The 26,820-nt window shown below is 72.2% G+C and carries 25 protein-coding genes; 8 read left to right on the top strand and 17 right to left on the bottom strand.

What is annotated here, in order from left to right; all coding sequences use genetic code 11:
* Positions 1 to 52: 52 nt before the first annotated feature.
* From ACZ7FF_RS33335 to ACZ7FF_RS33280, 12 genes are all read right to left on the bottom strand, one after another.
* Positions 53 to 445 carry a YccF domain-containing protein gene (locus ACZ7FF_RS33335; RefSeq protein ID WP_470817020.1) on the bottom strand — a complete coding sequence of 131 codons (393 nt, stop codon included), beginning with the start codon at positions 443 to 445 and terminating at the stop codon, positions 53 to 55.
* Positions 442 to 1,305, bottom strand: coding sequence for a zinc metalloprotease HtpX (htpX, locus tag ACZ7FF_RS33330; protein ID WP_470817018.1), 864 nt, complete (start codon positions 1,303 to 1,305; stop codon positions 442 to 444). Before htpX ends, ACZ7FF_RS33335 begins: the two co-directional genes overlap by 4 nt.
* Positions 1,306 to 1,495: 190 nt before the next feature.
* Positions 1,496 to 3,013, bottom strand: coding sequence for an NADH-quinone oxidoreductase subunit N (locus ACZ7FF_RS33325; RefSeq protein ID WP_470817017.1), 1,518 nt, complete (start codon positions 3,011 to 3,013; stop codon positions 1,496 to 1,498).
* A complete protein-coding gene (locus ACZ7FF_RS33320; RefSeq protein WP_470817015.1) occupies positions 3,010 to 4,584 on the bottom strand; it encodes a complex I subunit 4 family protein in 1,575 nt (524 codons plus the stop codon). Before ACZ7FF_RS33320 ends, ACZ7FF_RS33325 begins: the two co-directional genes overlap by 4 nt.
* Before the next feature lie 6 nt (positions 4,585 to 4,590).
* On the bottom strand, positions 4,591 to 6,585 hold the full coding sequence (locus ACZ7FF_RS33315) for an NADH-quinone oxidoreductase subunit 5 family protein (RefSeq protein WP_470817014.1): 1,995 nt from the start codon (positions 6,583 to 6,585) through the stop codon (positions 4,591 to 4,593).
* The gene (nuoK, locus tag ACZ7FF_RS33310; RefSeq protein WP_470817012.1) at positions 6,582 to 6,956 is read right to left on the bottom strand and encodes an NADH-quinone oxidoreductase subunit NuoK; all 375 of its coding nucleotides are present in this window, start codon (positions 6,954 to 6,956) and stop codon (positions 6,582 to 6,584) included. Before nuoK ends, ACZ7FF_RS33315 begins: the two co-directional genes overlap by 4 nt.
* On the bottom strand, positions 6,956 to 7,582 hold the full coding sequence (locus ACZ7FF_RS33305; protein WP_470817010.1) for an NADH-quinone oxidoreductase subunit J family protein: 627 nt from the start codon (positions 7,580 to 7,582) through the stop codon (positions 6,956 to 6,958). Before ACZ7FF_RS33305 ends, nuoK begins: the two co-directional genes overlap by 1 nt.
* On the bottom strand, positions 7,579 to 8,136 hold the full coding sequence (locus ACZ7FF_RS33300; RefSeq protein ID WP_470817009.1) for a NuoI/complex I 23 kDa subunit family protein: 558 nt from the start codon (positions 8,134 to 8,136) through the stop codon (positions 7,579 to 7,581). The genes ACZ7FF_RS33305 and ACZ7FF_RS33300 overlap by 4 nt, the downstream gene beginning before the upstream one ends.
* Entirely contained in the window at positions 8,136 to 9,104 is a 969-nt protein-coding gene (locus ACZ7FF_RS33295) for a complex I subunit 1/NuoH family protein (protein ID WP_470817007.1), read from the bottom strand. The genes ACZ7FF_RS33300 and ACZ7FF_RS33295 overlap by 1 nt, the downstream gene beginning before the upstream one ends.
* Entirely contained in the window at positions 9,101 to 10,657 is a 1,557-nt protein-coding gene (locus ACZ7FF_RS33290; RefSeq protein ID WP_470817005.1) for an NADH-quinone oxidoreductase subunit C, read from the bottom strand. Before ACZ7FF_RS33290 ends, ACZ7FF_RS33295 begins: the two co-directional genes overlap by 4 nt.
* Positions 10,654 to 11,283 (bottom strand): NADH-quinone oxidoreductase subunit B, encoded by a 630-nt coding sequence (locus ACZ7FF_RS33285; RefSeq protein WP_470817001.1) that lies wholly within the window; start codon positions 11,281 to 11,283, stop codon positions 10,654 to 10,656. The genes ACZ7FF_RS33290 and ACZ7FF_RS33285 overlap by 4 nt, the downstream gene beginning before the upstream one ends.
* Positions 11,274 to 11,693 carry an NADH-quinone oxidoreductase subunit A gene (locus ACZ7FF_RS33280; RefSeq protein WP_470816999.1) on the bottom strand — a complete coding sequence of 140 codons (420 nt, stop codon included), beginning with the start codon at positions 11,691 to 11,693 and terminating at the stop codon, positions 11,274 to 11,276. The genes ACZ7FF_RS33285 and ACZ7FF_RS33280 overlap by 10 nt, the downstream gene beginning before the upstream one ends.
* Before the next feature lie 223 nt (positions 11,694 to 11,916).
* Between ACZ7FF_RS33280 and ACZ7FF_RS33275 the strand changes: the two genes are divergently transcribed.
* From ACZ7FF_RS33275 to ACZ7FF_RS33255, 5 genes are all read left to right on the top strand, one after another.
* A complete protein-coding gene (locus tag ACZ7FF_RS33275; RefSeq protein WP_470816997.1) occupies positions 11,917 to 13,101 on the top strand; it encodes a sensor histidine kinase in 1,185 nt (394 codons plus the stop codon).
* Between the two features lie 205 nt (positions 13,102 to 13,306).
* Entirely contained in the window at positions 13,307 to 14,662 is a 1,356-nt protein-coding gene (locus ACZ7FF_RS33270) for a sensor histidine kinase (RefSeq protein WP_470816996.1), read from the top strand.
* 279 nt (positions 14,663 to 14,941) lie between these two features.
* Positions 14,942 to 15,601, top strand: a complete 660-nt coding sequence (locus ACZ7FF_RS33265) for a LuxR C-terminal-related transcriptional regulator (protein ID WP_470816994.1) — start codon at positions 14,942 to 14,944, stop codon at positions 15,599 to 15,601.
* Positions 15,602 to 15,849: 248 nt separating this feature from the next.
* The gene (locus ACZ7FF_RS33260) at positions 15,850 to 17,778 is read left to right on the top strand and encodes a 2-oxoacid:acceptor oxidoreductase subunit alpha (RefSeq protein WP_470816992.1); all 1,929 of its coding nucleotides are present in this window, start codon (positions 15,850 to 15,852) and stop codon (positions 17,776 to 17,778) included.
* Positions 17,771 to 18,832, top strand: coding sequence for a 2-oxoacid:ferredoxin oxidoreductase subunit beta (locus ACZ7FF_RS33255; protein WP_470816991.1), 1,062 nt, complete (start codon positions 17,771 to 17,773; stop codon positions 18,830 to 18,832). Before ACZ7FF_RS33260 ends, ACZ7FF_RS33255 begins: the two co-directional genes overlap by 8 nt.
* Positions 18,833 to 18,845: 13 nt before the next feature.
* Here the strand turns inward: ACZ7FF_RS33255 and ACZ7FF_RS33250 are convergent, their stop codons facing one another.
* Complete coding sequence (locus ACZ7FF_RS33250) at positions 18,846 to 19,256, bottom strand: winged helix-turn-helix transcriptional regulator (protein ID WP_470816990.1); 411 nt, start codon at positions 19,254 to 19,256, stop codon at positions 18,846 to 18,848.
* Between the two features lie 130 nt (positions 19,257 to 19,386).
* Between ACZ7FF_RS33250 and ACZ7FF_RS33245 the strand changes: the two genes are divergently transcribed.
* Together ACZ7FF_RS33245 and rarD are read left to right on the top strand one after the other, a co-directional pair.
* The gene (locus ACZ7FF_RS33245) at positions 19,387 to 20,241 is read left to right on the top strand and encodes an SDR family oxidoreductase (RefSeq protein WP_470816989.1); all 855 of its coding nucleotides are present in this window, start codon (positions 19,387 to 19,389) and stop codon (positions 20,239 to 20,241) included.
* 110 nt (positions 20,242 to 20,351) lie between these two features.
* Positions 20,352 to 21,311 (top strand): EamA family transporter RarD, encoded by a 960-nt coding sequence (rarD, locus tag ACZ7FF_RS33240; protein WP_470816987.1) that lies wholly within the window; start codon positions 20,352 to 20,354, stop codon positions 21,309 to 21,311.
* A gap of 215 nt (positions 21,312 to 21,526) precedes the next feature.
* Here rarD and ACZ7FF_RS33235 read toward each other — a convergent pair whose 3' ends face one another.
* Complete coding sequence (locus tag ACZ7FF_RS33235) at positions 21,527 to 22,579, bottom strand: hypothetical protein (protein ID WP_470816985.1); 1,053 nt, start codon at positions 22,577 to 22,579, stop codon at positions 21,527 to 21,529.
* A gap of 207 nt (positions 22,580 to 22,786) precedes the next feature.
* On the opposite strand from ACZ7FF_RS33235, the gene ACZ7FF_RS33230 reads away from it, so the two are divergent.
* On the top strand, positions 22,787 to 23,374 hold the full coding sequence (locus tag ACZ7FF_RS33230; protein WP_470816983.1) for a flavodoxin family protein: 588 nt from the start codon (positions 22,787 to 22,789) through the stop codon (positions 23,372 to 23,374).
* Between the two features lie 10 nt (positions 23,375 to 23,384).
* Here ACZ7FF_RS33230 and ACZ7FF_RS33225 read toward each other — a convergent pair whose 3' ends face one another.
* From ACZ7FF_RS33225 to ACZ7FF_RS33215, 3 genes are read right to left on the bottom strand one after another with little or no spacing between them, the layout of a single operon-like run.
* On the bottom strand, positions 23,385 to 24,275 hold the full coding sequence (locus ACZ7FF_RS33225) for an ABC transporter permease (protein ID WP_470816981.1): 891 nt from the start codon (positions 24,273 to 24,275) through the stop codon (positions 23,385 to 23,387).
* Positions 24,262 to 25,236, bottom strand: coding sequence for an ABC transporter ATP-binding protein (locus ACZ7FF_RS33220; protein ID WP_470816979.1), 975 nt, complete (start codon positions 25,234 to 25,236; stop codon positions 24,262 to 24,264). The genes ACZ7FF_RS33225 and ACZ7FF_RS33220 overlap by 14 nt, the downstream gene beginning before the upstream one ends.
* 44 nt (positions 25,237 to 25,280) lie before the next feature.
* A complete protein-coding gene (locus tag ACZ7FF_RS33215) occupies positions 25,281 to 26,480 on the bottom strand; it encodes a LolA family protein (RefSeq protein ID WP_470816977.1) in 1,200 nt (399 codons plus the stop codon).
* Between the last annotated feature and the right edge of the window lie 340 nt (positions 26,481 to 26,820).

Raw genomic sequence — 26,820 nt, 5'->3', positions numbered from 1 at the left:
AGGAGGCCTGAGCCGGCCCGTACTTGCCCGCGCCGCCGGTCCGCCGCGCGGCTCAGCGGGGCGCGAACGGCTCGTCCGTGGGGACGATCTCGCGGCCCAGCGGCAGCAGGGAGACCGGGATCAGCTTGAAGTTGGCGATGCCGAACGGGATGCCGATGATCGTGACGCACAGGGCGATGCCGGTCACGATGTGCGCGAGCGCCAGCCACCAGCCGGCCAGGACCAGCCACAGGACGTTGCCGACACACGAGGGGGCGCCCGCGTCATGGCGCTCGATCGTCGTGTACCCGAAGGGCCACAGGGCGTAGACACCGATACGAAAAGCAGCGATACCGAACGGGATGCCGATGATCGTGATGCACAGCAGGACACCCGCGAACAAGTAGCCGAGGAACAGCCAGAAGCCGCTCAGGATCAGCCAGATGATGTTCAGGATGGTCTTCACTGGTAACGACCTGCCATCTTCTCGAGCCGGGCGATGCGGTCCGCCATCGGCGGGTGGGTCGAGAACATCTTCGACAGTCCCTGGCCCGGACGGAACGGGTTGGCGATCATCATATGACTCGCCGTCTCGATGCGCGGCTCGGGCGGCAGGGGGAGCTGCTGGGTGCCGGTCTCCAGCTTGCGCAGAGCGCCGGCGAGGGCGAGCGGGTCGCCGGTGAGCTGGGCACCCGACGCGTCCGCCTCGTACTCGCGGGAGCGGCTGATGGCCAGCTGGATCAGGGAGGCGGCGAGCGGGCCGAGGATCATGATCAGGAGCATGCCGAGCAGGCCGGGGCCGTCGTCGTCGTCCGAGCGGCCCACCGGAATGAGCCAGGCGAAGTTCACCAGGAACATGATCACCGAGGCGAGCGCGCCGGCCACCGAGGAGATGAGGATGTCCCGGTTGTAGACGTGGCTGAGTTCGTGGCCGATGACGCCGCGCAGCTCGCGCTCGTCCAGCAGGCGCATGATGCCCTCGGTGCAGCACACGGCCGCGTTGCGCGGATTGCGGCCCGTCGCGAAGGCGTTGGGCGCCTCCGTCGGGGAGATGTACAGCCGGGGCATGGGCTGGCGGGCCTGCGTGGACAGCTCGCGCACCATCCGGTAGAGCGTCGGGGCCTCGAACTCGCTCACGGGGCGGGCGCGCATGGCGCGCAGGGCCAGCTTGTCGCTGTTCCAGTACGCGTACGCGTTCGTGCCGAGCGCGATCAGCACCGCCACGATCAGCCCGGTGCGGCCGAAGAAGCTGCCGATGAGGATGATGAGTGCGGACAGTCCCCCGAGGAGTACTGCGGTCCTGAGCCCGTTGTGCCGGCGGTGCACGGTACGCCCTCCAAGTGGTGCGGCAGGGAACCCTTCGGTCCAGTGGACCCTCCCGCTCTGGTCAACGCCAGGCGGCGGTCACGAGTTCCCTGGTGGACACGGCTGTACGCGGCGGCCGTACGGGTGACGTGCCGTTTTCGGCCACGCGCGCGTGGCGGCACGGGTGCCCACGCGCGCGCGTGCCGAGTCCTCAGAACAGGCCGGTGGCGGCGAACCGGAGGACCAGCTGGGGCGCTCCGGACAGGGCGACGCCGACGACACCGGTGAGGGCGATCGCGGCCGTGAGGGGGGCCGGGACGTGGTGCCGCGCGGCCTCGCCCTCGGGGGCGCGGAACAGCAGGGCCGTCCACTGGAGGTAGTAGAAGAGAGCGATCACCACGTTGACGGCCATGACGACGGCGAGCCAGCCCAGGCCCGCGTCGACGGCGGCCGAGAACACGGTCACCTTGGCGAACAGGCCGATGACACCCGGCGGCAGCCCGGCCAGGCACAGCAGGAAGAAGGCCATGAGGAGGGCCGTCAGCGGGTTCGTGGCGTACAGGCCCCGGTAGTCGCTGATCCGGTTCAGGGCCCGGCTGCGGCCCACCACCGCGGCCACCGCGAAGGCGCCGAGGTTCACGGCGGCGTACATCAGGGCGTAGGCGACCGTGGAACCGATCGCCTTCTGGGCGTCCTTGGCGTATCCGGCGGCGGCGATCGGCACCAGGAGGTAGCCGGCCTGGCCGACGGAGGACCAGGCGAGCAAACGTACGGCGCTGTACGCGCGCGTGGCCCGCTGGCGCAGGGCGCCGACGTTGCCGACGGTCATGGTGAGGGCGGCCAGGGCGGCGAGCGCGGGCCCCCAGACGTCGGCGTACGACGGGAAGGCGACGACGGTGACGAGGATCAGGCCGGTGAAGCCGACGGCCTTGCCGACGACCGACAGGTAGGCGGCGACGGGCAGCGGCGCGCCCACGTAGGTGTCGGGCACCCAGAAGTGGAAGGGCACGGCGGCCGTCTTGAAGGCGAAGCCGACGAGGGTGAGGACGACGCCGGTCTGGGCGAGGGTGTGCAGCTGTCCGCCGACGTGCGGGAGGCGCTGGGCGACCTGGGTGAGGTAGAGGGTGCCCGTGGAGGCGTAGACGAAGCTGATGCCCATGAGGCTGACCGCGGTGGCGGTGACCGAGGACAGGAAGAACTTCAGGGCCGCCTCGGAGGACCGCTTGTCGCCGTGCCGGATGCCGACGAGGGCGAAGGCGGGCAGGGAGGCGACCTCCAGGGCCACGATCAGGGTGGCCAGGTCGCGGGAGGCGGGCAGCAGGGCGGCGCCGGCCGCGGAGGACAGCAGCAGGAACCAGAACTCCCCCGCCGGGACGCGCCGTCGCTCGTCGTCGAGGCTGGTGACGGACAGCAGCGCCGCCAGCAGGGCGCCGCCGAGGACCAGGAACTGGATGACGAGGGTGAAGTGGTCGGCGGTGTAGCTGCACGCGCGCGCGTTGCCGGTCACGCAGAAGGTGCTGCGGTCGCCGTCGAGGATCGGCAGCAGCATCAGCGCGGCCGCGGCGAGACCGGCGACCGAGATCCAGCCCAGGACGGGCTTGCGGGCCTCGGGCAGGAACAGGTCGGCGACGAGCACGACGATCGCCACGACGGCGGCGATGGTGGGCGGGGCGACGGCGAGCCAGTCGACGGACTGGACCAGCGACTCGGCGAGGGGCTGGGCGCTCATCGGGTGCCTCCTGCGAGGAGCTGGTGCACGGCCGGGTCGGTCAGTCCGAGCAGGGTCCTCGGCCAGAGTCCGGCGACGACGGTGAGGGCGACGAGCGGGGTCCAGGCGGCGAACTCGTAGCCGTGGACGTCGGCGAGCTTCGGGACCTCCCGCTCCACGCCGCCCATGCAGACCCGGCGGACCACGATCAGCATGTAGGCGGCGGTCAGCAGGGTGCCGAACGCGCCGATCGCCATGAAGGTGAGGAAGGCCGGGCGGCTGAGACCGGAAGCGGGCTCGAACGCGCCGAACAGGGCCAGCATCTCGCCCCAGAACCCGGCGAGGCCGGGCAGGCCGAGCGAGGCGACGGCGCCGAAGGCGAGCAGTCCGCCGAGCCGTGGCGCCCTGCCGTACAGGGCGGCGCCCGTCTCCTCGGCGAGGGTGTCGAGGTCGGTGCTGCCGGTGCGGTCCTTCAGCGCGCCGACCAGGAAGAAGAGGAGGCCGGTGATGAGGCCGTGGGCGATGTTGGCGAACAGGGCGCCGTTCACTCCGGTCGGTGTCATGGTGGCGATGCCCAGCAGGACGAAGCCCATGTGGCCGACGGAGGAGTAGGCGATCAGGCGCTTGAGGTCGCCCTTCGCGCCCCGTTTGGCGAGGGCGAGGCAGGCCAGGGATCCGTAGATGATCCCGACCACGGCGAACGCGGCGAGGTACGGAGCGAAGGTGTGGAAGCCGTGCGGCGCGATGGGCAGCAGGATCCGGACGAACCCGTACGTACCCATCTTCAGCAGGACACCGGCCAGCAGTACCGAGCCGACGGTCGGCGCGGAGGTGTGGGCGTCGGGCAGCCAGCTGTGCAGGGGCCACATCGGCGCCTTGACCGCGAGCCCGATCCCGATCGCCAGAACGGCGATGACCTGCACGGATGCGGTCAGTGACCGGCCGTTGTCAGTGGCGAGTGCCACCATGTCGAACGTGCCCGCCTTGATTCCGATCAGGAGCAGGCCGAGCAGCATGACGACGGAGCCGAGCAGCGTGAACAGGATGAACTTCCACGCGGCGCGGGTCCGGCCCTCGCCGCCCCAGCGGGCGATGAGGAAGTACATCGGGATGAGCACCGTCTCGAACGCGAGGAAGAACAGCAGCAGGTCGAGGACGGCGAAGGTCGCGAGGGTGCCGGACTCGAGCAGGAGCAGGAGCGCGACGAACGCCTTCGGGGACGGGCCCGTGGGCGGCTTGAAGTAGGAGTACAGCGCGCAGAGGAAGGTCAGCAGCGCGGTCAGGACGACGAGGGGGAGGGAGATGCCGTCGATGCCGAGGTGGATCCGCACGTCGAGTGCGGGGATCCAGCTGATGTCGGTCGTGGCCTGCATCCTCGACGGATGGTCGTGGTCGAAGCCGAGCGCGAGGGCGATCGCGGCGATGAGGATCACGCCGGTCACGGTCACGCCGTGGCGCAGCACGGCCTGCTCGGGCGACTTCCCCTTCAGTCCGGGGGGTGCCGGCAGGAGGGCGGCGACGGCGCCGAGGAGCGGGCCGGCGACGATGAACGCCAGAAGGAACTGCATCACGGACTCGTTGATATCGATCACGCCTGCTCACGCTCCCGTGGCGACGAGGACGACGGCGACCGCCAGGACGACGGTGCCGGCGAGCAGCGCGCTCACATAGGTCTGCACATTGCCGGTCTGGGCGCGCCGCACCGCGGCCCCGAGCAGCCGGGGCAGGGCGGCGGCGCCGCGCACGTAGGTCTCGACGACCTCGCGGTCGAGGAACCGGACGAGGCTCGCGCCGGCCTGGACCGGGCGGACGAACAGCGCCGAGTACACGGCGTCCAGGTGGAATCCGGCGGCCGCGTGCCGGCGCAGCGGGCCGAGCAGCAGCCGTGCGGGGTCCGCCGGGTCGGGTGCGTAGGCGATGTCGCCGTACGCCGGCTCGTGGGTGGCGATGGCCTCGGCCTCGACCAGTCCGGCGTCGGCCTCGGGGTGGGCGGCGACCGCGCCGAGCGGGGCGCGTGCGGCGAGCTGGGTGGTGCGCTGCCAGGCGCCGTAGGTGAGCAGTCCGCCGACCACGGCGAGGCCCGTGCCGAGGATGGACGTGAGGAGGGTCGGGGTCAGGTCGCGGCCGTCGAACCAGGCGGGCAGCGCGCGGTAGGCGAGCCCGCCGAAGGCGAGGGAGGGGACGGCGAGGACCCAGAGCACCACGGTCATGGACAGCGGCTGGCGGCCGTGGTCGGGGGCCTCGGCGCCCTTGCCGCAAAACGCCAGCAGCCACAGCCGGGTGGCGTACGCGGCGGTCAGCAGGGCCGTGGCCAGTCCGGCGACGAGGACGATCCAGCCGGCCGTGCCGGGCACGTGCGCGGTGTGACCGCCGGCCGCGTGCTCGGCGGCGCCGAGCACGGACTCCTTGGAGAAGAAGCCGCTGAAAGGCGGGATCGCGGCGAGCGCGAGGAGCGCCACGGTCATCGTCCAGTAGGCGTCCGGGATGCGGTCGCGCAGGCCGTGCATGCGGGACATGGCGGCCAGTGAGTTGGTGCCGGCGGCGTGGATGATCACGCCGGCCGCGAGGAAGAGCAGCGCCTTGAAGGCGCCGTGGGACAGGAGGTGGAAGACGGCGGCACCGCGGTCGCCGACGGCGAGGGCGCCGGTCATGTAGCCGAGCTGGCCGATCGTCGAGTAGGCGAGGACGCGTTTGATGTCGTCCTGGGCGAGCGCGGCCAGACCCGAGCCGGTCATGGTGACGGCGGCCATGACGGCGAGGACCAGCATCGCGGCCTGGGAGGCCTCGAACACCGGGAGGAGGCGGGCGATGAAGTAGACGCCGGCGGCGACCATCGTCGCGGCGTGGATGAGCGCCGAGACGGGCGTCGGGCCCGCCATCGCGTCCGGGAGCCAGGTGTGCAGCGGGAACTGGGCCGACTTGCCCGCAACGCCCGCGAGCAGCAGCAGGGCGACCACCGTCGGGTGGTGCAGGTTGCCGCTCGCGACGGTACCGAGGACGCGGGGGATGCTGAACGACCCGGCGTCGGTGCCGAGGGCGAACAGGCCGATGAGGAACGGGACGTCGCCGAGCTTGGTGACCAGGAAGGCCTTGAGGGAGGCGGCGCGGGCCTCGGGGGTCTCCCAGTAGTGGCCGACCAGGAAGTAGGAGCAGATGCCCATGACCTCCCAGCCGACCAGCAGCACGATCAGGTCGCCGGAGTAGACGACGAGGAGCATCGCGGAGGTGAACAGGGAGACGAGGGCGGCGTAGGAGGCGTAGCGCGGGTCGTCGCGCAGGTAGCCCGTCGAGTAGATATGCACGCAGGCCGCGACGAAGGCGACCAGGATCGCGACGAGGGCCGCGAAGCCGTTGATGTACAGGGACAGGTCGATCGGGACCGAGCCGGTGGGCGTCAGTTCGGTGTGGGCGTCGATGGGCCGGCCGCCGCCCTGGTGCACGGCGACGAGCGCGGCCAGCACGAGCGAGGCGAGGGTCGGCAGCACGGCGAGCGGGCGGACGAAGCCGGGAGCGGTGCGGCCGAGCAGCAGGCCGGCCGCGGCGCCCAGGAACGGCAGAAGGGGGACGAGGACGGCGAGGGTGGTCGTGGTCACGCGGTGGCCTCAGCCTTCTCGGCCGCGGAGGTGTCCGGGCCCGTGGTGTCGGGGCCTTCGGCGGTGTCGCGGAGCTTGTCGATGTCGGAGGTGCCGCGGTTGCGGTAGACGGCGAGCACGATCGCCAGGCCGATGCCGATCTCGGCGGCGGCGATGGCGATGGTGAACAGGGTCAGCGCCTGGCCGGAGTGCAGGGTGTCGCGGGCCGTGCGGCTGAGCCAGACGTCGAAGGCGACGAGGTTGAGGTTGACGGCGTTGAGCATCAGCTCGACCGACATCAGGACCAGGATCGCGTTGCGCCGGGCGAGGACGCCGTACAGGCCGGTGCAGAACAGGAGGGCGGAGAGCACGGCGGGATAGGCGAGGTGCATCAGCGGGCGCCTTCCTTCTCACCGGGGGCGTCGACGGCGGCGGGGACGGTGCCGGTGTCCGCGTCCGTGTTGGCCTTGCGGGACAGGACGATCGCGCCGACCAGGGCCGCGAGGAGCAGGACGGACAGCGCCTCGAAGGGCAGCACCCAGTTCCGGAACAGGCTCGCGCCGGTGACGCGGGTGCTGCCGGCGGCCGGCCCGCCGAGGTCGATCCAGGTGGTGCGGAAGGCGTCGACGACGACCCACACCAGGGCGACGGCGGCGGCGACCGCGACGGACAGCGCGGCCCAGCGGTTGCCGGAGTCGGCGTCCGGGGAGCGGCCGATGGGGGCCCTGGTGAGCATCAGTCCGAACAGGAGGAGGACGACGACGGAGCCGACGTAGATCAGGACCTGCACCCAGGCGATGAACTCGGCCGTGAGCAGCAGGTACTCGACGGCGAGGCCGCCGAGCGTGACGACCAGCCACAGGGCGGCGTGCACCAGCTGCCGGGTGGTTACGGTGACCAGCGCGGCGCCGAAGGTGACCAGGCCGACCAGGAGGAAGGCGATCTCGACGCCGGTCGGGGACAGGAAGCCGTGCGCGCCGGAGGCGGCCGCGGCTGTCGTTGCTGCGGCGAGGCTCACGACTCGCCCTCCTGGGGTTCGGCCTGCGCGGCGGCCAGCTTCTCGGCGGTCTTGCGGGCGGCGGCGATCTCCTTCGGCTCCTCCGCGCCCGGGTCGAGGGCGGGCGGGGCCGGGACGGTCCACATCCACTCGCGGAGCTTGTCGCGCTCGTGGGTGAGGTCGCGGATGTCGGTCTCGGCGTACTCGAACTCCGGGGACCAGAACAGCGCGTCGAAGGGGCAGACCTCGATGCAGATCCCGCAGTACATGCACAGGGCGAAGTCGATCGCGAACCGGTCGAGGACGTTGCGGCTGCGCTCGCGGCCGCCGGGGGCGGCCGGCGGGACGGTCTCCTTGTGGGAGTCGATGTAGATGCACCAGTCGGGGCACTCGCGGGCGCAGAGCATGCAGACGGTGCAGTTCTCCTCGAACAGGCCGATCACTCCGCGGGTGCGGGGCGGCAGTTCGGGCAGGGTGTCCGGGTACTGCTCGGTGACCGTCTTCCTCGTCATCGTGCGCAGGGTGACGGCCAGGCCCTTGGCGAGGCCGCGGCCGGGGATCGACGGGCGGGACATCAGGAGATCACCACCTTGACGATGCCGGTGAGGGCGATCTGGGCGAGGGAGAGGGGGACGAGGAGGGTCCAGGAGAACTTCTGCAGCTGGTCCTCACGCAGCCGCGGGTAGGTCACGCGGAGCCAGATGACGACGAAGGCGAGGATCGCGGTCTTCAGCAGCGTCCACAGCCAGCCGAGTCCGCCGGTGCCCCAGGGGCCGTGCCAGCCGCCCAGGAAGAGGACGGTGGTCAGGCCGCACAGGACGACGATGCCGGCGTACTCGGCGAGCAGGAACAGGGCGAAGCGCAGGCCCGTGTACTCGGTGTAGGCGCCGAAGATGATCTCCGAGTCGGCGACGGGCATGTCGAACGGCGGGCGCTGCAGCTCGGCGAGTCCGGCGACGAAGAAGACGACCGCGCCGACGATCTGCCAGGGCACCCACCACCAGTGGAAGGCGTGCAGGATGCCGGGCAGGGAGACGGTGCCGGCCGCCATCGCGACCGAGGCCGCGGCGAGCAGCATCGGGAGTTCGTAGGCGAGTAGCTGGGCGGCGGTGCGCAGGCCGCCGAGCAGGGAGAACTTGTTCGCGCTCGCCCAGCCCGCCATGAGCGAGCCGAGCACGCCGACGCCCATCACCGCGAGTACGAAGAACACACCGGCGTCCAGGACCTGCCCGACCGCGCCCTCGCTCGGGCCGATCGGGATGGCGAGCAGGACGAGGAGGTACGGCAGCAGAGCCACGGCGGGGGCGAGCTGGAAGACGCGACGGTCGGCGCCCGCCGGGACCACGTCCTCCTTCTGCGCGAACTTCACGCCGTCGGCGATCAGCTGGGCCCAGCCGTGGAAGCCGCCCGCGTACATCGGGCCGAGGCGGCCCTGCATGTGGGCCATCACCTTGTGCTCGGTCTGGCCCACGATCAGCGGGAAGGTGAGGAAGACGACGAACACGGCCAGGAGTCGCAGGGCGACGTCCAGCGTGTCGTTCACTGCGGGCCTCCTGTGGTGTCGTCGGGGGTGGGCTCTTCTTGCGGCGCACGGGGTTCGCCGGACGCGCCTGGTTCGCGGGACTCGCCGACTTCCCTCGGCGCGCCGGACTCCGTGGGCTCCGCGGACCCCGTGGGTTCGGCGGACTCCGTGGGTTCCGCGGACTCCGTAGGCTCCGCGGACTCCGTGGGCGTGCCGGTCTCCTCGGGTTCCTCAGCCGTGCCCGGCTCGCGGGGTTCCTCCGCCGCTGCCTCGGGCGTCCGCCGTTCCGGCTCGTCGAAGGCCGGGCGCGCGTGGTGCCAGGGGGCGTCCGAGCTGCGCGAGGCCGTGCTACGGCGGGCGGGCACGTCGGCGCCGCCGGGTTCCGCGGACGCGGCGGGAGCCGGGGCCGATTCGGCGGACTCGGCCGGCTCCGGCTTCGATTTCGCAGAACCGGTGGATTCCGCAGAGCCGGTGGGTTCCGCAGAGCCTCCGGGTGCCGGTTCCGCCTGCTTGGCCGGGGCCGGTTCCGTCGGCTCGGTCTCCGGTGGTTCCGCAGTCCGGGGCCGCTGTGCGGCCGAGCCCCCCGAGGCACTGCGTGCGCGGCGCGGACGTGCCGGGGCCGGGGCAGGACCGGGCTCGTGCGCCACCGAGGCCTCGGCGGCGGGTCCTTCCGCCGTCGCCCGGTCGGCATCGCCCTCGGCCGCGGCCTGCTTCCGCGTCGCCGCGTCCTCGGGCCGCGCCGGAGCCTGGCTCGCCGAGCCCTCGCTCGCACTGCGCATACGACGCGGCCGAGCAGAAGCGCCGGCAACGGCACCGGCGCCCGCACCCGCGGCGGCCTCGCCGGCCGTGTCGGTCCGACCGGTCTCGGTGACCTCGGTGGCCTGGCTCGCCGAGCCCTCCGCCGCCGTGCGTGTCCGTCGTACCGGACGGTCCCCGGCGGCGCGTGCCGGGCGCTCGCCCGCCGCGCGGCCCGCGGTCCGTGCCGGGCGGGCCGGGGCGGGCGGCAGCTGGCCCTTCAGGGGGCCCCACTCGTTCGGGTCCGGGACGCCCGGCGGCAGCATCTGGCGGCGCTTGGGGCCGCCGTGCTCGGACTCCCCGGGCTCCTTGGCGCCGGGCCAGGCCTTGGCGACGCGGGCGGCGAGGACGAAGTCCTTGCGCAGTGGGTGACCCTCGAAGGTCTCCGGGAGGAGGAGGTGCTCCAGGCCCGGATGGCCCTCGAAGACCACGCCGAACATCTCGTGGGTCTCGCGCTCGTGCCAGGCCGCGCCCGCGTAGACGCCGACGGCGGACGGCAGGACCGGCGCCTCGTGCGGGACGGTCGTGCGCACGAGGAGGCGGCGGACCGGGTGCAGGGCGGCGAGGTGGGCGCAGACGCGGAAGCCCGTGCCGGGCTCGTCGACCGCGCTGAGCCAGTCGAAGTAGGTGCAGGACAGGGTCGTACGGGCCGTCTCCAGGGCGGTGAGCCAGGCGGACGGCGGGACGTCGACCGTCAGGACCTCGTAGGACTCCTCGGCCGTGGCGTCCGTACCGAAGAGCTCCTCGGCGGAGGCAGGCAGCCAGCCGACCGTGTTCATCGGGAGTCCCCCTCACCGGCCGGCGCCGGGGGCCGCACCAGACCGCTCTGGAGGGCGGCCGTGGACGGCCGGTGGCTCGCGTACCGCTCCCCCAGCGACTCGCGGGCGATCTTCTCCTGGAGCTTGAGGATGCCCTGGAGCAGTGCCTCGGGGCGCGGCGGGCAGCCGGGGACGTACACGTCCACGGGGATGATCTGGTCGACGCCCTTGGTGACGGAGTACGAGTCCCAGTACGGGCCGCCGCAGTTGGAGCAGGCGCCGAAGGAGATGACGTACTTCGGCTCGGGCATCTGCTCGTACAGGCGCTTCACGGCGGGGGCCATCTTGTCCGTGACCGTGCCGGAGACGACCATCAGGTCGGCCTGGCGGGGGCCCGGCGCGAACGGGATCACGCCGAGCCGGATGAAGTCGTGGCGGGCCATCGACGCGGCGATGAACTCGATCGCGCAGCAGGCGAGGCCGAAGTTGAAGACCCAGAGCGAGTAGCGGCGGCCCCAGTTCAGGACCACCTTCATCGGCTCCGGGGCCAGACGGGCGAGGGCGCCCAGCCGCTTCGGCTCGGGCAGCAGAACGGGCTCGGGGGCCGTCTCGGGGGCCGGCCCGGAGACCGCGGGGTTCACGTCCATGCCAGGACGCCCTTCTTGTATGCGTACAGCAGGCCGACGGCGAGGAAGCCCAGGAAGATGAACATCTCGACGAGGGTCGTCGCGCCGTAACCGGGGGCGGCGAAGACCGTCGCCCAGGGGAACAGGAAGATCGAGTCGACCGCGAAGATCACGTAGAGGAAGGCGTAGACGTAGTAGCGGACCTGGGTGTGGGCCCAGCCCTCACCGACGGGGTCGACGCCGCACTCGTAGGTCAGCAGTTTCTCGGGCGTCGGCACCACCGGGCGCAGCAGGCGGCCGGCGCCGAAGGCGACCGCGACGAACAGCACGCCGACGAGGGCGAGCAGTCCCACCACCGAGTAGGACCGGAAGTAGCCGGCCGCGATGACGTTCGCCGCGGCGGCCGTCGAGTCCCCCAACGTCTCCCGCACGGTCCGTCCCTCGCTCCCTGACCTCGTGACCTTAGTGAACTCTGTGATCCCACGATGATTCGAGGATCTGTACGCACGGGAGTCTAGGCCCTGATAAAGAACCGGTAAGCAGCCCGTCACGCCGTGAGACGCCGGGGGCGGTCAAGGGTGGGGTTTTCCCCAGTCGGCGGAGGGCGGCGCACCGCATGGCGCCGCAGGGGCCGGGCACGGCAGGCTGGCCGGTATGACCGCTCCCAGCAGATCCGTCGCCGACCGGCCCGACGGCACCGACCACCTGCCCCGGCCCCGGCCGGCCTACGACGTGCACACCTGGAAGGAGATCGCGCATCTCCTGCTGAACCTGCCGGTGGCGGTGTTCGGGTTCGTCTACGCGGTCACGGTGCTGGCCGTCGGCGGGGGCCTCGCCGTCACCGTGATCGGTCTGCCGCTGCTCGCGGTGTCCCTGATCGGCGCGCGGCAGCTGGGGAAGCTGGAGCGGGCCAGGGCCCGGGCGCTGCTCGGGGTCCGGGTGGAGGAGCCGACGCCGCTGCCGCTCGCCAGGGGCGGCGGGCTGCTCCAGCGGCTGTGGATGGCGCTGAAGGACCCCGTGGGCTGGCGGACGCTGCTGTACGACGCGATCCGGCTGCCCTGGGGCATCCTCACCTTCTGCACCGTGCTGGTCTCCCTGTTCGTGCTGTGGCCGGTGCTGCCGTTCCTCGCCCGGGCTCTGGCGAACGTGGACCGGGCGATGGTGCGCGGGCTGCTGTCGCCCTCGGACGAGCTGGAACGCCGGATCGCTGAGCTGGAGTCGGACCGGGGGGTCGTGGTGGACACGGCCGCCGCCGATCTGCGGCGCATCGAGCGGGACCTGCACGACGGGGCACAGGCCCGGCTGGTGAACCTGGCCATGGGGCTGGGCCTGGCCAAGGAGAAACTGCTGGAGGACCCGGACGCCGCGGCGGCGATGGTGGACGAGGCGCACGGCGAGGTGAAGCTGGCCCTGCAGGAGCTGCGGGACCTCGCCCGGGGCATCCACCCGGCCGTGCTCACGGACCGGGGCCTGGACGCCGCCCTGTCGTCGGTCGCCTCGCGCTGCACGGTGCCGGTGAAGGTGACCGCCGATCTGCCGGCCCGCCCGGCGGCCGCCATCGAGGGCATCGCCTACTTCACGGTCTCCGAGCTGCTGCAGAACGTCAGCAAGCACAGCGGGGCCCGTTCCGCCTCGGTCGACGTGTGGCGGTCGGACGACCGGCTGCTCATCCAGGTACGGGACGACGGCCGGGGCGGTGCCCGGCTGGACGCCGGCAGCGGTATGCGGGGCCTGGCGGACCGGCTGGGCGCGGTGGACGGCCTGTTCGTGGTCGACTCACCGGCCGGCGGCCCGACGGTGGTCACGGCGGAACTGCCCTGGCGGGACCGCCAGGAGTAGCCGGCGGTCGCCGGGGCGGGGTACGGCTCCGGTCGCCGGGGCGAGGGCCGGGCCGGTCTGGGGACGGGGGCCGGCTCCGGTCGGGGGGTGGGGAAAACCCCCGGTCCGAGACGCCGACGGTCTCCATGGCGGACACAGGGGCCGCGCACGACCCTTGAACTGCGGCTGAACCGCCGTGCGGACGAGCAGAACGGGACGGCATTCGATGGCCACGGAGTACGGACACGGGTACGGACAGGCATACGGGCCGGGTCCCGGGGAGCCCGCCGGGACCGGTCACAGGATGTCGGCCGCGCTGCGGGCGCCGGTCGAGGCGCGCGCCTGGCGGGAGTTCGGTTACGTCCTGCTGGGCCTGCCGGTCTCGGTGCTGCTGTTCACCTGGGCGGTGACGATGGTGTCGCTGGGGGCGGGCCTGCTGGTGACGTTCCTCGGCGTCCCGGTACTGGCGGCCGCGCTGGCCGGCTGCCGTGGGTTCGGCGCGATGGAGCGGGCCCGGGCGCGGGCGCTGCTGCGGCTGGACGTGGCCGAGCCGGAACCGCTGCGGGTGGCCAAGCCGGGTGCCCTCGCCTGGGTGGGCGCGGTCCTCAAGAGCGGCGGCTCCTGGCGCAACCTGCTGTACGCGCTGGTGCAGTTCCCCTGGTCGGTCTTCTCCTTCACGGTGGCGGTGAGCTTCTGGACGTCCGGCTGGGCGCTGCTGACGTACCCGCTGTGGTTCTGGGTCTTCCCGATGTACGGCGGCCAGGGCGGTATCCAGCTGTACGGCGACGAGCACCACGCCGTCTACCTCGACAACCCGTTCGAGATCACCGTGACGGCTCTGGTCGGGCTCCTGTTCACGCTGGCCACGCCGTGGCTGGTGCGGGCGCTGACGACCGTGGACGGGCTGCTCGTGCGCGGGCTGCTGGGCCCGTCGCCGCTGTCGGCGCGGGTGGTGGAGCTGGAGTCGGACCGGGGGGTCGTGGTGGACACGGCCGCGGCGGACCTGCGGCGCATCGAGCGGGACCTGCACGACGGGGCGCAGGCCCGGCTGGTCGGTCTGGCGATGGATCTGGGGCTGGCGAAGGAGAAGCTCCAGGAGGACCCGCGGGCGGCGGCGCGCATGGTGGAGGACGCGCACGGCGAGGTGAAGACGGCCCTGCAGGAGCTGCGGGACCTCGCCCGGGGCATCCACCCGGCCGTGCTGACCGACCGGGGCCTGGACGCGGCCCTGTCGTCGGTCGCCTCCCGCTGCACGGTGCCGGTCCGGGTCGAGGTCGACCTGCCGGCCCGGCCGGCCCCGGCCATCGAGGGCATCGCCTACTTCACCGTCTCCGAGCTGCTCCAGAACATCAGCAAGCACAGCGGGGCCCGCTCCGCCTCGGTCGACGTGTGGCGCGCCGACGACCGGCTGATGCTCCAGGTCGTCGACGACGGGGTGGGCGGCGCCGACGCCTCCGCCGGCTCGGGCCTCGCCGGTCTCGCCGGACGCCTCGACGCGGTCGACGGCATCCTCCTGGTCGACTCCCCCGCGGGCGGCCCCACCCGCGTGACCGCGGAACTGCCCTGGCGGACGACGGCGTGAACCGGCACTGACGGAACTCGCCGCAGCGCCCGGGCCCACCCCGGGCGCGCCCCCGCCACACCGGCCACGCCCCCGCCCCGCGCCCGCCGCACCACCGTCCCGCGCCCTCCACACTCCGCCCCGCGCCCGGCACGTCACCGGCATCCCACCGGTATTCCCGAAGGTGCGGCGGCGGAGTGGGCCGGATGCTGGAATGCTGGAGTTTCGTACGGGCGCGCGTCATCGGAGGACGTCGTCGCGGATGGGGCTGCGGGGGGCCGGAAGATCGTGGAGGACAGGGTGCGTGTCGTCATCGCCGAGGACTCGGTGCTGCTCAGGGAGGGCCTGACCCGGCTGCTGACCGACCGAGGGCATGACGTGGTGGCCGGCGTGGGAGACGCGGACGCGCTGGTGAAGACCATCGCCGACCTGGACGCCCAGGGCGAGCTGCCGGACGTGGTGGTGGCGGACGTGCGGATGCCGCCGACCCACACCGACGAGGGCGTACGGGCGGCCGTGGCACTGCGCAGGTCGCACCCCGGGCTCGGCGTGCTGGTGCTGTCGCAGTACGTGGAGGAGCGTTACGCCACCGAACTGCTGGCCGGTTCGAGCAGGGGCGTGGGCTACCTGCTCAAGGACCGGGTCGCCGAGGTCCGCGAGTTCGTCGACGCGGTGGTGCGGGTCGCCGGGGGCGGCACGGCGCTGGACCCCGAGGTGGTCGCGCAGTTGCTCGGCCGCAGCCGCAAGCAGGACGTGCTGGCGGGGCTCACCCCGCGCGAGCGCGAGGTGCTCGGGCTGATGGCGGAGGGGCGCACCAACTCGGCTATCGCCCGGCAGCTGGTGGTCAGCGACGGCGCCGTGGAGAAGCACGTCAGCAACATCTTCCTGAAGCTCGGACTGGCGCCGAGCGACGGTGACCACCGGCGTGTTCTCGCCGTACTGACCTACTTGAACTCCTGATCGAACGACACTGTGTCAGCACGGCGTCAGACCGTCCGGCTTCTGTTGGGAGGCGGGTACCCGGGTGGAGACCGGAGGAGTGAACCGGGCAGGAAGCCCTGACACGTCAGCGCGACATGCCGACCCGAAAGGCCGTCCAATCTGTGGATGGCCCCGGGAAGGCGACCCTAACCGACGTAGGGTTGATCCTGGGATGGTCCGTGGGACGACCACGCCCCGGACAGCCGCCTCGAAGGAGGTCCAGTTCAGTGACCAGCCAGGTCAGCAGCCCAGCGGAGCAGACCGACGGAACCGTCGTAGGAGAGCAGCGCAAACCGGGCGGCGCGAAGGACGTTCGGCGCCTGGACCGGGTGATCATCCGGTTCGCGGGGGACTCGGGTGACGGCATGCAGCTCACCGGGGACCGGTTCACCTCGGAGACCGCTTCCTTCGGCAACGACCTCTCCACCCTGCCGAACTTCCCCGCCGAGATCCGTGCCCCCGCAGGCACCCTGCCCGGCGTCTCCTCGTTCCAGCTCCACTTCGCCGACCACGACATCCTGACCCCGGGCGACGCGCCGAACGTGCTGGTGGCGATGAACCCGGCCGCCCTGAAGGCGAACATCGGCGATCTGCCGCGTGGCGCCGAGATCATCGTGAACACCGACGAGTTCACCAAGCGCGCCCTGCAGAAGGTGGGCTACGCGACCGACCCGCTGGGCGACGGTTCGCTCGACGGCTACGGCCTCCACCCCGTGCCGCTGACCACGCTCACGGTGGAGGCCCTGAAGGAGTTCGACCTCTCCCGCAAGGAGGCCGAGCGCAGCAAGAACATGTTCGCGCTGGGCCTGCTGAGCTGGATGTACCACCGGCCCACCGAGGGCACCGAGAAGTTCCTGCTGTCGAAGTTCGCGAAGAAGCCGGACATCGCGGCGGCCAACATCGCCGCGTTCCGCGCGGGCTGGAACTTCGGCGAGACCACGGAGGACTTCGCGGTCTCCTACGAGGTCGCCCCGGCCGCCAAGGCCTTCCCCGTGGGCACCTACCGGAACATCTCCGGGAACCTCGCCCTGGCCTACGGCCTGGTCACCGCCTCGCAGCAGGCTGATCTGCCACTGTTCCTGGGCTCGTACCCGATCACGCCGGCCTCGGACATCCTGCACGAGCTGAGCAAGCACAAGAACTTCGGTGTGCGGACCTTCCAGGCCGAGGACGAGATCGCGGGCATCGGCGCGGCGCTGGGCGCGGCGTTCGGCGGTTCGCTGGCGGTGACCACCACGTCCGGTCCCGGTGTCGCGCTCAAGAGCGAGACGGTCGGCCTCGCGGTCTCCCTGGAGCTGCCGCTGCTGGTCGTCGACATCCAGCGCGGCGGCCCGTCCACCGGTCTGCCGACCAAGACCGAGCAGGCGGACCTGCTCCAGGCGATGTTCGGCCGCAACGGCGAGGCGCCGGTGCCGATCGTGGCGCCGAAGACCCCGGCCGACTGCTTCGAGGCGGCCCTGGAGGCGGCCCGGATCGCGCTGACGTACCGCACGCCGGTGATGCTGCTCTCCGACGGCTACCTGGCCAACGGCTCCGAGCCCTGGCGCATCCCGGACCTGGACGAGCTGCCCGACCTCAGGGTCCAGTTCGCCTCGGGCCCGAACCACACGCTCGAGGACGGCACCGAGGTCTTCTGGCCGTACAAGCGGGACCCGCAGACCCTGGCCCGGCCGTGGGCGGTCCCCGGCACGCCCGGCCTGGAGCACCGCATCGGCGGCATCGAGAAGCAGGACGGCACGGGCAACATCTCCTACGACCCGGCCAACCACGACTTCATGGTCCGCACCCGGCAGGCCAAGGTCGACGGCATCGAGGTCCCGGACCTCGAGGTCGACGACCCGCACGGCGCGAAGACCCTCGTCCTCGGCTGGGGTTCGACCTACGGGCCGATCACGGCGGCCGCACGGCGGCTGCGCGCGGCCGGCGAGTCGATCGCGCAGGCGCACCTGCGCCACCTCAACCCCTTCCCGCGCAATCTCGGGACGGTGCTGGGGCAGTACGACAAGGTGGTGGTCCCCGAGATGAACCTCGGGCAGCTGGCCACCCTGATCCGGGCGAAGTACCTGGTCGACGCCCGCTCGTACAACCAGGTCAACGGCATGCCGTTCAAGGCGGAACAGCTCGCCACGGCTCTGAAGGAGGCCATCGATGACTGACACCGGCAACGGGCTGCTGCAGCTCGTCCCCAAGGCCGAGGCCAAGCAGTCGATGAAGGACTTCAAGTCGGACCAGGAGGTGCGCTGGTGCCCGGGCTGCGGTGACTACGCGATCCTCGCCGCCGTACAGGGCTTCATGCCCGAGCTGGGCCTGGCCAGGGAGAACATCGTCTTCGTCTCCGGTATCGGCTGCTCGTCCCGCTTCCCGTACTACATGAACACCTACGGGATGCACTCCATCCACGGCCGCGCCCCGGCGATCGCGACCGGTCTGGCCACTTCCCGCCGCGACCTGAGCGTGTGGGTCGTCACCGGTGACGGCGACGCGCTGTCCATCGGCGGCAACCACCTGATCCACGCCCTGCGCCGCAACGTCAACCTCAAGATCCTGCTCTTCAACAACCGGATCTACGGCCTGACCAAGGGGCAGTACTCGCCGACCTCCGAGATGGGCAAGATCACCAAGTCGACGCCGATGGGGTCGCTGGACGCCCCGTTCAACCCGGTGTCGCTGGCGATCGGCGCGGAGGCGTCCTTCGTGGCGCGGACCATCGACTCCGACCGCAAGCACCTGACCGAGGTGCTGCGGGCCGCCGCCGGCCACCCGGGCACGGCCCTGATCGAGATCTACCAGAACTGCAACATCTTCAACGACGGCGCCTTCGACGCCCTCAAGGACCGGCAGCAGGCCGAGGAGGCGCTGATCCGCCTGGAGCACGGCCGGCCGATCCGGTTCGGTCCCGACGGCTCCCACGGCGTCGTCCGCGACAAGGCCACCGGCGATCTGGAGGTCGTCACCGTGACGCCGCAGAACGAGGCGGACATCCTGGTCCACGACGCGCACGCCGCGTCCCCGACCACGGCCTTCGCGCTCTCCCGGCTGGCCGACCCGGACACCCTGCACCACACCCCGATCGGCGTCCTGCGTTCGGTGGAGCGCCCGGTCTACGACACGGCGATGGCCGACCAGCTCGACGCGGCCGTCGAACAGCGCGGCAAGGGCGACCTGGCCGCGCTGCTGGCCGGCGGGGACACCTGGACGGTCGTCGGCTGAGACCGCCGTCGCATCACGAGGCCCGGGAACGCCCTTCCCGGGCCTCGTCGTACGCCAGCCGGGCCTGCTCCACCTCGCCCATGCGGAGGTGGGTCCAGTGGGCCAGGGCCCGTACCTGCTCCGCCGCCTCCCGGCCGAGACCGGTGAGCGAGTAGTCGACGCGGGGCGGGATCACCGGCTTGGCGTCCCGGTGGACCAGGCCGTCGCGCTCCAGCGTCTGCAGGGTCTGGGTGAGCATCTTCTCGCTGATGCGGCCCACCTGGTCGATGGCCCGGCGCAGTTCGCTGAACCGCCGCGAGCCCTCCAGCAGTTCGATCAGGACGAGCACGCCCCAGCGGCTGGTGACGTGTTCCAGGACGAGCCGGTAGGGGCACAGCGCCTCGGCCTCGGCTCCGCTGCGCGCCCGCGCATTACTTACCGCCATGCCAGTACCTTACTTCAAAGTGGGTACTTTCGCTTGGTTAGTGCCCTCCCTAGAGTGAGTGCCATACGGCATCCCGAGCCACCCCGCGCCATTCCGGGGCCACACGGGCACCCCCAAGGAGTTCTGAAGCATGAGCATCGTCGTCACCGGAGCCACCGGACACCTCGGCCGGCACGTCGTGGAACAGCTGCTGGAGAAGGTTCCGGCGGAGCGGATCACCGCCGTCGTGCGCGACGAGCAGAAGGCCGCCGACCTCGCGGCCCGCGGTGTGCGGCTGGCCGTCGCCGACTACAACGCGCCCGAGACCTTCGACGGCCTGTTCGCCGCGGGCGACAAGGTGCTGCTGATCTCGGGCAACGAGTTCGACAAGGGCCGGGTGCGGCAGCACACGGTGGTCATCGAGGCGGCGAAGGCGGCCGGCGTGGCGCTGCTCGCGTACACCAGCGCGCCGGGCAGCCTGACGGCCGCCCTCGCGGACGACCACCGGGCCACCGAGGAGGTGCTGCTCGCCTCCGGCCTGCCGTACACGCTGCTGCGCAACGGCTGGTACCACGAGAACTACACCGAGAACCTGGCGCCGGTGCTGGAGCACGGCGCGGTCGTGGCGGCCGCCGGCGAGGGCCGGATCTCCTCGGCCTCCCGCGCCGACTACGCGGCCGCCGCGGTCGCGGTGCTGACCGGCGAGGGCCACGAGAACCGGACGTACGAGCTGGGCGGCGACGAGGCCTGGAGCTTCGCCGAGTACGCGGCCGAGCTGAGCCGGCAGACCGGCAGGGAGATCGTCTACAACCCGGTCTCGGTGGAGGCCTTCACCGGCATCCTGACCGGCGCCGGGCTGCCGGCCCCGCTGGCCGGGATCCTGGCCGGCGTGGACGCCTCGGCCGAGAAGGGCGAGCTGGTGGTCTCCTCCGGCGACCTGTCCCGGCTGGCCGGCCGCCCGACCACACCGCTCTCGGAGGCCGTCGCCGCCGCCCTCAAGGGCTGACCCCGTCCGCCCCTCCCGCCTGTCATGACCGTATGGCGATACGGGCATGACAGGCGGGGGTGCCCGGCGCTACCTTCTTTTTCGCGTGCGTCGGGCGAGTAGGAGGGGCCGTGGCCGTGACATCCAAGGGTGAACACCGAATAGGCCTGCTGAACGGCTTCGCCGCCTACGGCATGTGGGGCCTGGTCCCCCTGTTCTGGCCGCTGCTGAAACCGGCCGGGGCCGTGGAGATCCTCGCCCACCGCATGATGTGGTCCCTGGTCTTCGTCGCCGTGGCCCTGCTCTTCGTACGGCGCTGGGCCTGGGCCGGCCAACTGCTGCGCCAGCCGCGCCGGCTGGCGCTCGTCGCGGTGGCCGCGACCGTCATCACCGTGAACTGGGGCGTGTACATCTGGTCCGTGAACTCCGGCCGGGTGGTCGAGGCGTCCCTCGGGTACTTCATCAACCCGCTGGTCACCATCGCGATGGGCGTGCTGCTCCTGAAGGAGCGGCTGCGGCCCGTGCAGTGGGCCGCGGTCGCGACCGGTTTCGCCTCCGTGGTCGTCCTGACCGTCGGCTACGGCCGCCCGCCGTGGATCTCGCTCTGCCTCGCCTTCTCCTTCGCCACCTACGGTCTGGTGAAGAAGAGGGTCGGCCTCGGCGGGGTGGAGTCGCTGGCCGCCGAGACCGCGATCCAGTTCCTGCCCGCGGTCGGCTACCTGGTGTGGCTCACCGCGCACGGGCACTCGACCTTCACGACCGAGGGCGACGGCCACGGGGCCCTGCTCGCCTCCACCGGCTTCGTCACCGCCCTGCCCCTGGTCTGCTTCGGCGCCGCGGCGATCCGCGTCCCGCTGTCCACGCTGGGCCTGCTGCAGTACCTGGCCCCCGTCTTCCAGTTCCTGCTCGGCATCCTGTACTTCCACGAGGCCATGCCGCCCGAGCGCTGGGCCGGGTTCGCGCTGGTGTGGCTGGCGCTGATCCTGCTCACGGGCGACGCGCTGCGCTTCGCGCGCAGGCCCCGGGAGCCGAGGCTGCCGATCGCCCTGCCCCAACTGGAGACACCGGGCTCCGCCCCGGTGGACGTCTGACCGGATCCCGGGCCCGGGTGCCGGCGCCGCCGCCATGAAGCGGCGCCGGGCCTGAGCGGCGCGGGCGACGCATGCGCAGGCCGACAGCCGACACCGGCCGGTCGCCGCCTCAAGAGGACTGCGCTCGGGCCGGTCGCGGGGCTCGGCCAGGCGTGACGCGGGCGCGCGGGCCGGTAGCGGGGTCGGGTCTTTGCGGTGCGGGCCCGTCGTGGGGCTCAGGCCTGTGCCGCGCGGGCCGCCCTGTCGGTGAGGCGGACCATGCGGGCGCGGGCGGACTCCAGGGGCCGGAGGTCGTCGGCCGCCGGGCCCGGCTCCGCGGTGAGGTCCGTCCACAGGTCGATCAGGTCGCGGCCCATCCGCAGGCCCTCCTCCGGGTCGCGGACGGCCCGCCAGGCGGTCGCAGCGCTCTGCACGTCGCCGTAGGCCGCCTCGGCGTCCCGCGCGCTCCTGCGCGCGCGGGCGGACTCCAGGGACAGCCGGAACGCACGGACCGGGTCACCCGCCAAGTAGGCGATGTAGGCGGCCAGTTCCTGCAGGTGCAGCACCTCGGGGTGGCGGGGGCCCAGCACGGCGGACGCCTCGCCGACGGTGCGGTCGACGAGTTCCGCCGCCGTGTCGATCCGGCCCGCCCGCACGGCCTCGTTGATCCGCGTCATGGGCCCGGTGAGCAGCTCGGCGCCCTCCGCCGTCTCGGTCAGCGGCCCGTCCCCGAGCACCTCCTCGGCGACGGCGTCGAAACCCCGGGGCGGGGTGGGGGTGGACGTGGTCGCCGGGGCGGGGTCGGCGACGGCGCCGAAGAGGTCATGGGGTGCCACTTGCGCCGGAACGACCGCCGCGGGGGCCGCCACGTCCACGGCAGGGGCCGACCGGGCCATCACGGGCGCCGGTCCGAACGTTCCCGTCGGCGCCGGCGCGGCCACGGACGGCACGGCGTCGGCCGCCCCCGGGGACGGCATGTTCCGGCCCGTCGCCGCAGGCACCCGCACCGGCTCCCCCGTGACCCGGCTGGAGCCGTCCGCCGAGACCTCCAGGGGTACGACGCAACCGGCGCAATCGTCCTGGATCGTGGCCCGTATGGGTGCGCCAAGGCTGATGGCGAGGCGCTGGAGGTGGTCGAGGACGGCCTGCTGGATCTCCTCCCCCGCTGCCGCCACGACCGACGACCCGCCCACCGACGCGGTACCCGCGCCGAACACCCGGACGGATACCACCGCCGGGTGCGCCGCGGGCTGCTGCGCCCGCTTCTTCTCGAAGCTGAGTCGGGACATCGGCTTTTCCTCACTCCTCCGGCGTCGCGATCCGGTCGTAAGCGTCGTGCCAACCAGTCTGTCCGGTTCCCTCGCCTTCCGCGTAACCGCGACGTCACAGCATCGCACCAGCCGTGCCCACCGGAACCCCCTGGAGAAAAGTGATTGCGTATGCATAAAATGCATGCGCCTGTAATTGTGGTACGACACCGCTCACCTGGGGGACCCATGAGCCGCCGCTTCCTGTTCGTCCTGGGCAGCGCCCGCGCCGAGAGCAACACCGAACTGCTGGCCCGCGGGGCCGCCGAGCAGCTGCCCGGTGACGTCGAACAGCGCTGGATCCGCCTCGCCGAACACCCGCTGCCCGACTTCTCGGACCTGCGCCACGACAGCGACCACGTCCGGCCGGCACCGGACGACACCACCGGCATGCTGCTGGACGCCACGCTCGCGGCCACGGACATCGTGATCGCCTCGCCGCTGTACTGGTACTCGGTCTCCAGCCTGACCAAGCGCTACATGGACTACTGGTCCGCCTGGCTGCGCACCCCCGGCGTCGACTTCAAGGCCACCCTGGCCGGCCGCACTCTCTGGGGCGTCGCCGCGCTCGCGCACGACGATCCCTCGGTCGCCGACCCCTACGCCGGGACGCTCAACAACTCCGCCGCCTACCTGGGGATGCGCTTCGGCGGGGTCCTGCTGGGCAACGGCAGCGCGCCCGGTGACGTGCTGAACGACACCGAGGCGCTGACCCGCGCGAAGACCTTCTTCGCACAGGACCCGCCGCTCGCCCGCTTCCCCTACGAGATCGCCTGAGAGCCGCCGCTCACGCGCTGATGTCCTTCGTCGTGAACCGCGCCCAGGCCGCCGATCCGAACACGGCCGCGTACAGCGCCTGGAGGCCGAGGTTCTTCTCCAGGTCGTCCCAGTAGACGGGGTCGCGCATCAGGTCGGCGAAGGACAGCCAGTAGTGCGGGAAGAAGTACGGCTGGAGCGCGTGCAACTGGGGTATCTGGTCGAGGATCTGAACGGTGATGACCAGCCCCACGGTGGTCGCCATCGCCGCGATGCCGCTGCTGGTGAGGGTCGACACGAACAGGCCGAGGGCCGCCACGCCGACCAGTGAGGCGGCGACGACCAGGGCGATCAGCAGGGCCCGGCCGAGTCCCTCGGCGAAGCTGATGCGCGTGCCCGAGATGGTCATCAGGTCGCCGAGCGGGAAGAGCAGCGCCCCGACGATCAGTGCCGAGGCGATGACGACCAGGGTGGCCAGCAGGCAGAAGGCCATCACGGTCGCGTACTTGGTGAGCAGCAGCCGGGTGCGGCCGGCCGGCGCGACCAGCAGGTAGCGCAGGGTGCCCGCGCCGGCCTCGCCCGCTATCGCGTCGCCCGCGACGACTCCGACCGCCATCGGCAGGAAGAACGGCAGCGTCGCGGCCAGCGCCGTGAACACCAGGAACAGGCCGTTGTTGGTGATCTGGCTGATGAAGGCCGGTCCCGCGCCGCCCCGGCCCGCGCCCGAGCCGCCGTGCGTCTCGATCTTCACCGCGATCCCGACCAGCACCGGCACCGCGGCCAGCACCCCGAGCAGCGCGAGCGTGCGCCAGCGGCGGACGGTGGTGACCAGTTCGCTGCGCAGCAGCCCGAACGTCCACAGCGGACCGGGCCGCCGGGCATCGCGTGCGGCGGGTGCCGGGGGTGCCTCAGCCCGCGACATCGAAGCCCTCCCCCGTCAGTGCCACGAACGCGTCCTCCAGGGAGGCCCGTTCGAGCGTGAAGCCCCTCACCCGCACCCCGGCGGCGACCAGGGCCGCGTTCACCTCGGCGAGGTCCCGCGCGGGCGGTTCGCCGGTGACCCGGTCGCCCTCGGCGGTGACGTCCCCGACGCCCTGTTCCTTCAGCACGCGGGCCGCCTCGGCCGGGTCCGGGGTGGTCACCACCAGCCGGCCCCGCGCCCCGGCCGCCAACTCGCCCACCGCGCCCTGCACGACGAGCCGGCCCTGCGTCATCACCGCGGCGTGCGTGCACACCTGCTCGATCTCGTCGAGCAGGTGGGAGGAGAGGAAGACGGTCGTGCCGTCGGCGGCCAGTTCCCTGATCAGGGTGCGGATCTCGCGCATGCCCTGCGGGTCGAGGCCGTTGGTCGGCTCGTCCAGCACGAGCAGCCTGCGCGGCTGGAGCAGAGCGGCGGCCAGGCCCAGCCGCTGCTTCATACCGAGCGAGTACGCCCTGGCCTTCTTGCCGGCGGCGGCCGCGAGACCGACTCGGTCCAGCGCCGCCGCGACCCGGACGCGCCGGGTGCGCGGGTCGGCGGTCGGGTCGGCGGCGTCGTAACGCAGCAGGTTGTCCCGGCCGGAGAGGAAGCCGTACAGGGCGGGCCCCTCGATGAGCGCGCCGACCTGCGGCAGGACCGCGCGGGCGGACCGTGGCATGGGCCGGCCCAGGACGCGGGCCGTGCCGGAGGTCGGCTCGATGAGGCCCATCAGCATGCGGATGGTGGTGGTCTTGCCGGAGCCGTTCGGACCGAGGAAGCCGAAGACGCTGCCCGCCGGGACGGTCAGATCGAGACCGTCGACGGCGAGCTGTCCGCCGCGGTAGCGCTTGGTGAGGCCGCGCGTGGCGATGACGCTCGCCGCCGCGTCGCCCCGGTCCGGCTCCGTGGCGGACGGTTCGCCCATCGGCTCCCCCTGTGTCTCGTCGTACCCCCGGGGACCGGGGAAGGTCACTTCCCGGCGTCCGCCGCCTTCACCAGGGCGTCCTTGGTCACCGCGCCGGCGTAGACCTTGCCGTCATCGGTGATCAGGGCGTTGACCAGGCGGGTGGAGAAGACCGTGCCCTTGCCGAACTTCCCGGAGACCTTGTCGCCCAGCGAGCCGAGGAAGCCGCCGAGGTCGCCGCCCTTGGCGCCGGTCGGCATCCCGCCCTTGGCACCGGTGTCGAAGGTGGCGACGGAGGTCCAGCCCTTTCCGAGGACATTGGCGCCGTCCATGCCCTTGGCGAAGTCCTTGCCGGACCCCGGGGCGTGCTCACGCGCCTTGGGCTGCTTCTTCTCCTCGGTGACCTTCGCGCCCTTGGGCGGGGTGAAGGCGAAGGCCGAGGCGGCCGGCTTGGCGAAGGAGACCTGGGTGAAGCCCGCGTCGATCACGGCGGCCCCGCCGCTCTTCGGGGTCAGCGTGAACTTCAGCGGCATGCCCGTCTTCGCGTCCACGGCGATGCTGATCGCGCCGACGGTGGTGCCGGACTGCCGGGGCTTGATCAGCAGCTTGTAGGCGTCGCGCCCGGCGACCTGGGCGGTGCCGTCGACGGTGACCGACGTGGTGTCGTCCACCGACTTCAGCGCCTGGTCGGCGAAGTCCTTCGGGGTGGCCGGGGTCTCGGTCCGCCGGTCCTTGCCGGAGCCGGCCGCGGTGCTGTGGGAGACCTCGTTGCTCTTGCTGTCGTAGCCCCAGACGTCCTTGCCGTTGTGGACGAGGCTGTACTCGGCGCCCTGCTCCAGCAGCGAGAGCTTCTGCCGGTCGGGGCCGTCGGCCGCGACGCGCAGGGTGTGCGTCCCGGAGGCCAGCTCGGTGAGCCTGGCCTGCGGGTCGGCGGAGGAGCCGTCGCCGGAGCCCTTGGCCGCGCCGGAGGCGGTGCTGCTCCCCAGGCCGCCGAGGTCGGGCAGGCCGAGGTCGGTGCTGATCTTCACGGTGCCGGACAGCTGCTGCACGTCCGACTTGGCGATCTTGTCGATGAGCTGCTGTGCGGTGATCCTGGGCAGGTCGGGGTCACCCGAGTCGGCGAGCGCCGGGACGAGCCCGATCGTGGCCGCCGCCACCCCCACCACCGCGACCGGGACGGCGTACCGGGCGGCCTTGCGGCGGCCGGAGCTACGGTCCTCGTCCCCCGCGGCGCCCAGTGCGTCGTCGGTTTCGTACGGTGCCATGTGTGCCTTACCTCCGTCGTCGGCGGCGGCTGTCCTCACGCTGGTCCACCTGAGCCGCCATTCTCACCCGAATCGGTGAGGAGTGCTGATTTCCGTGGTGTCCATCTGACCAAATCGGCCATGAGGAATCGTCAGACCACGGAGCCAACTCCGTGTACGCCTGCGGTATGACACGTAGGGGTTGCGGCTCCCCCGACCCGTAGGGGTCGCACGCATCGCACGGGGCGCGTACGACCGTTGTACGGCCCGCGCGGGATGGCTGCAACCGTCCCGGGCAGCGGTCGCGGGGACGCCCGGACCGGATCCGTGTGCGGGCTGCCCGAGGCGCGCGGGGCCCGTC

This window comes from Streptomyces sp. NPDC037126 (genome assembly GCF_055605965.1).
Note: the sequence above shows the minus strand (reverse complement) of the source record. Positions and strands in the feature narration are given on the sequence as shown.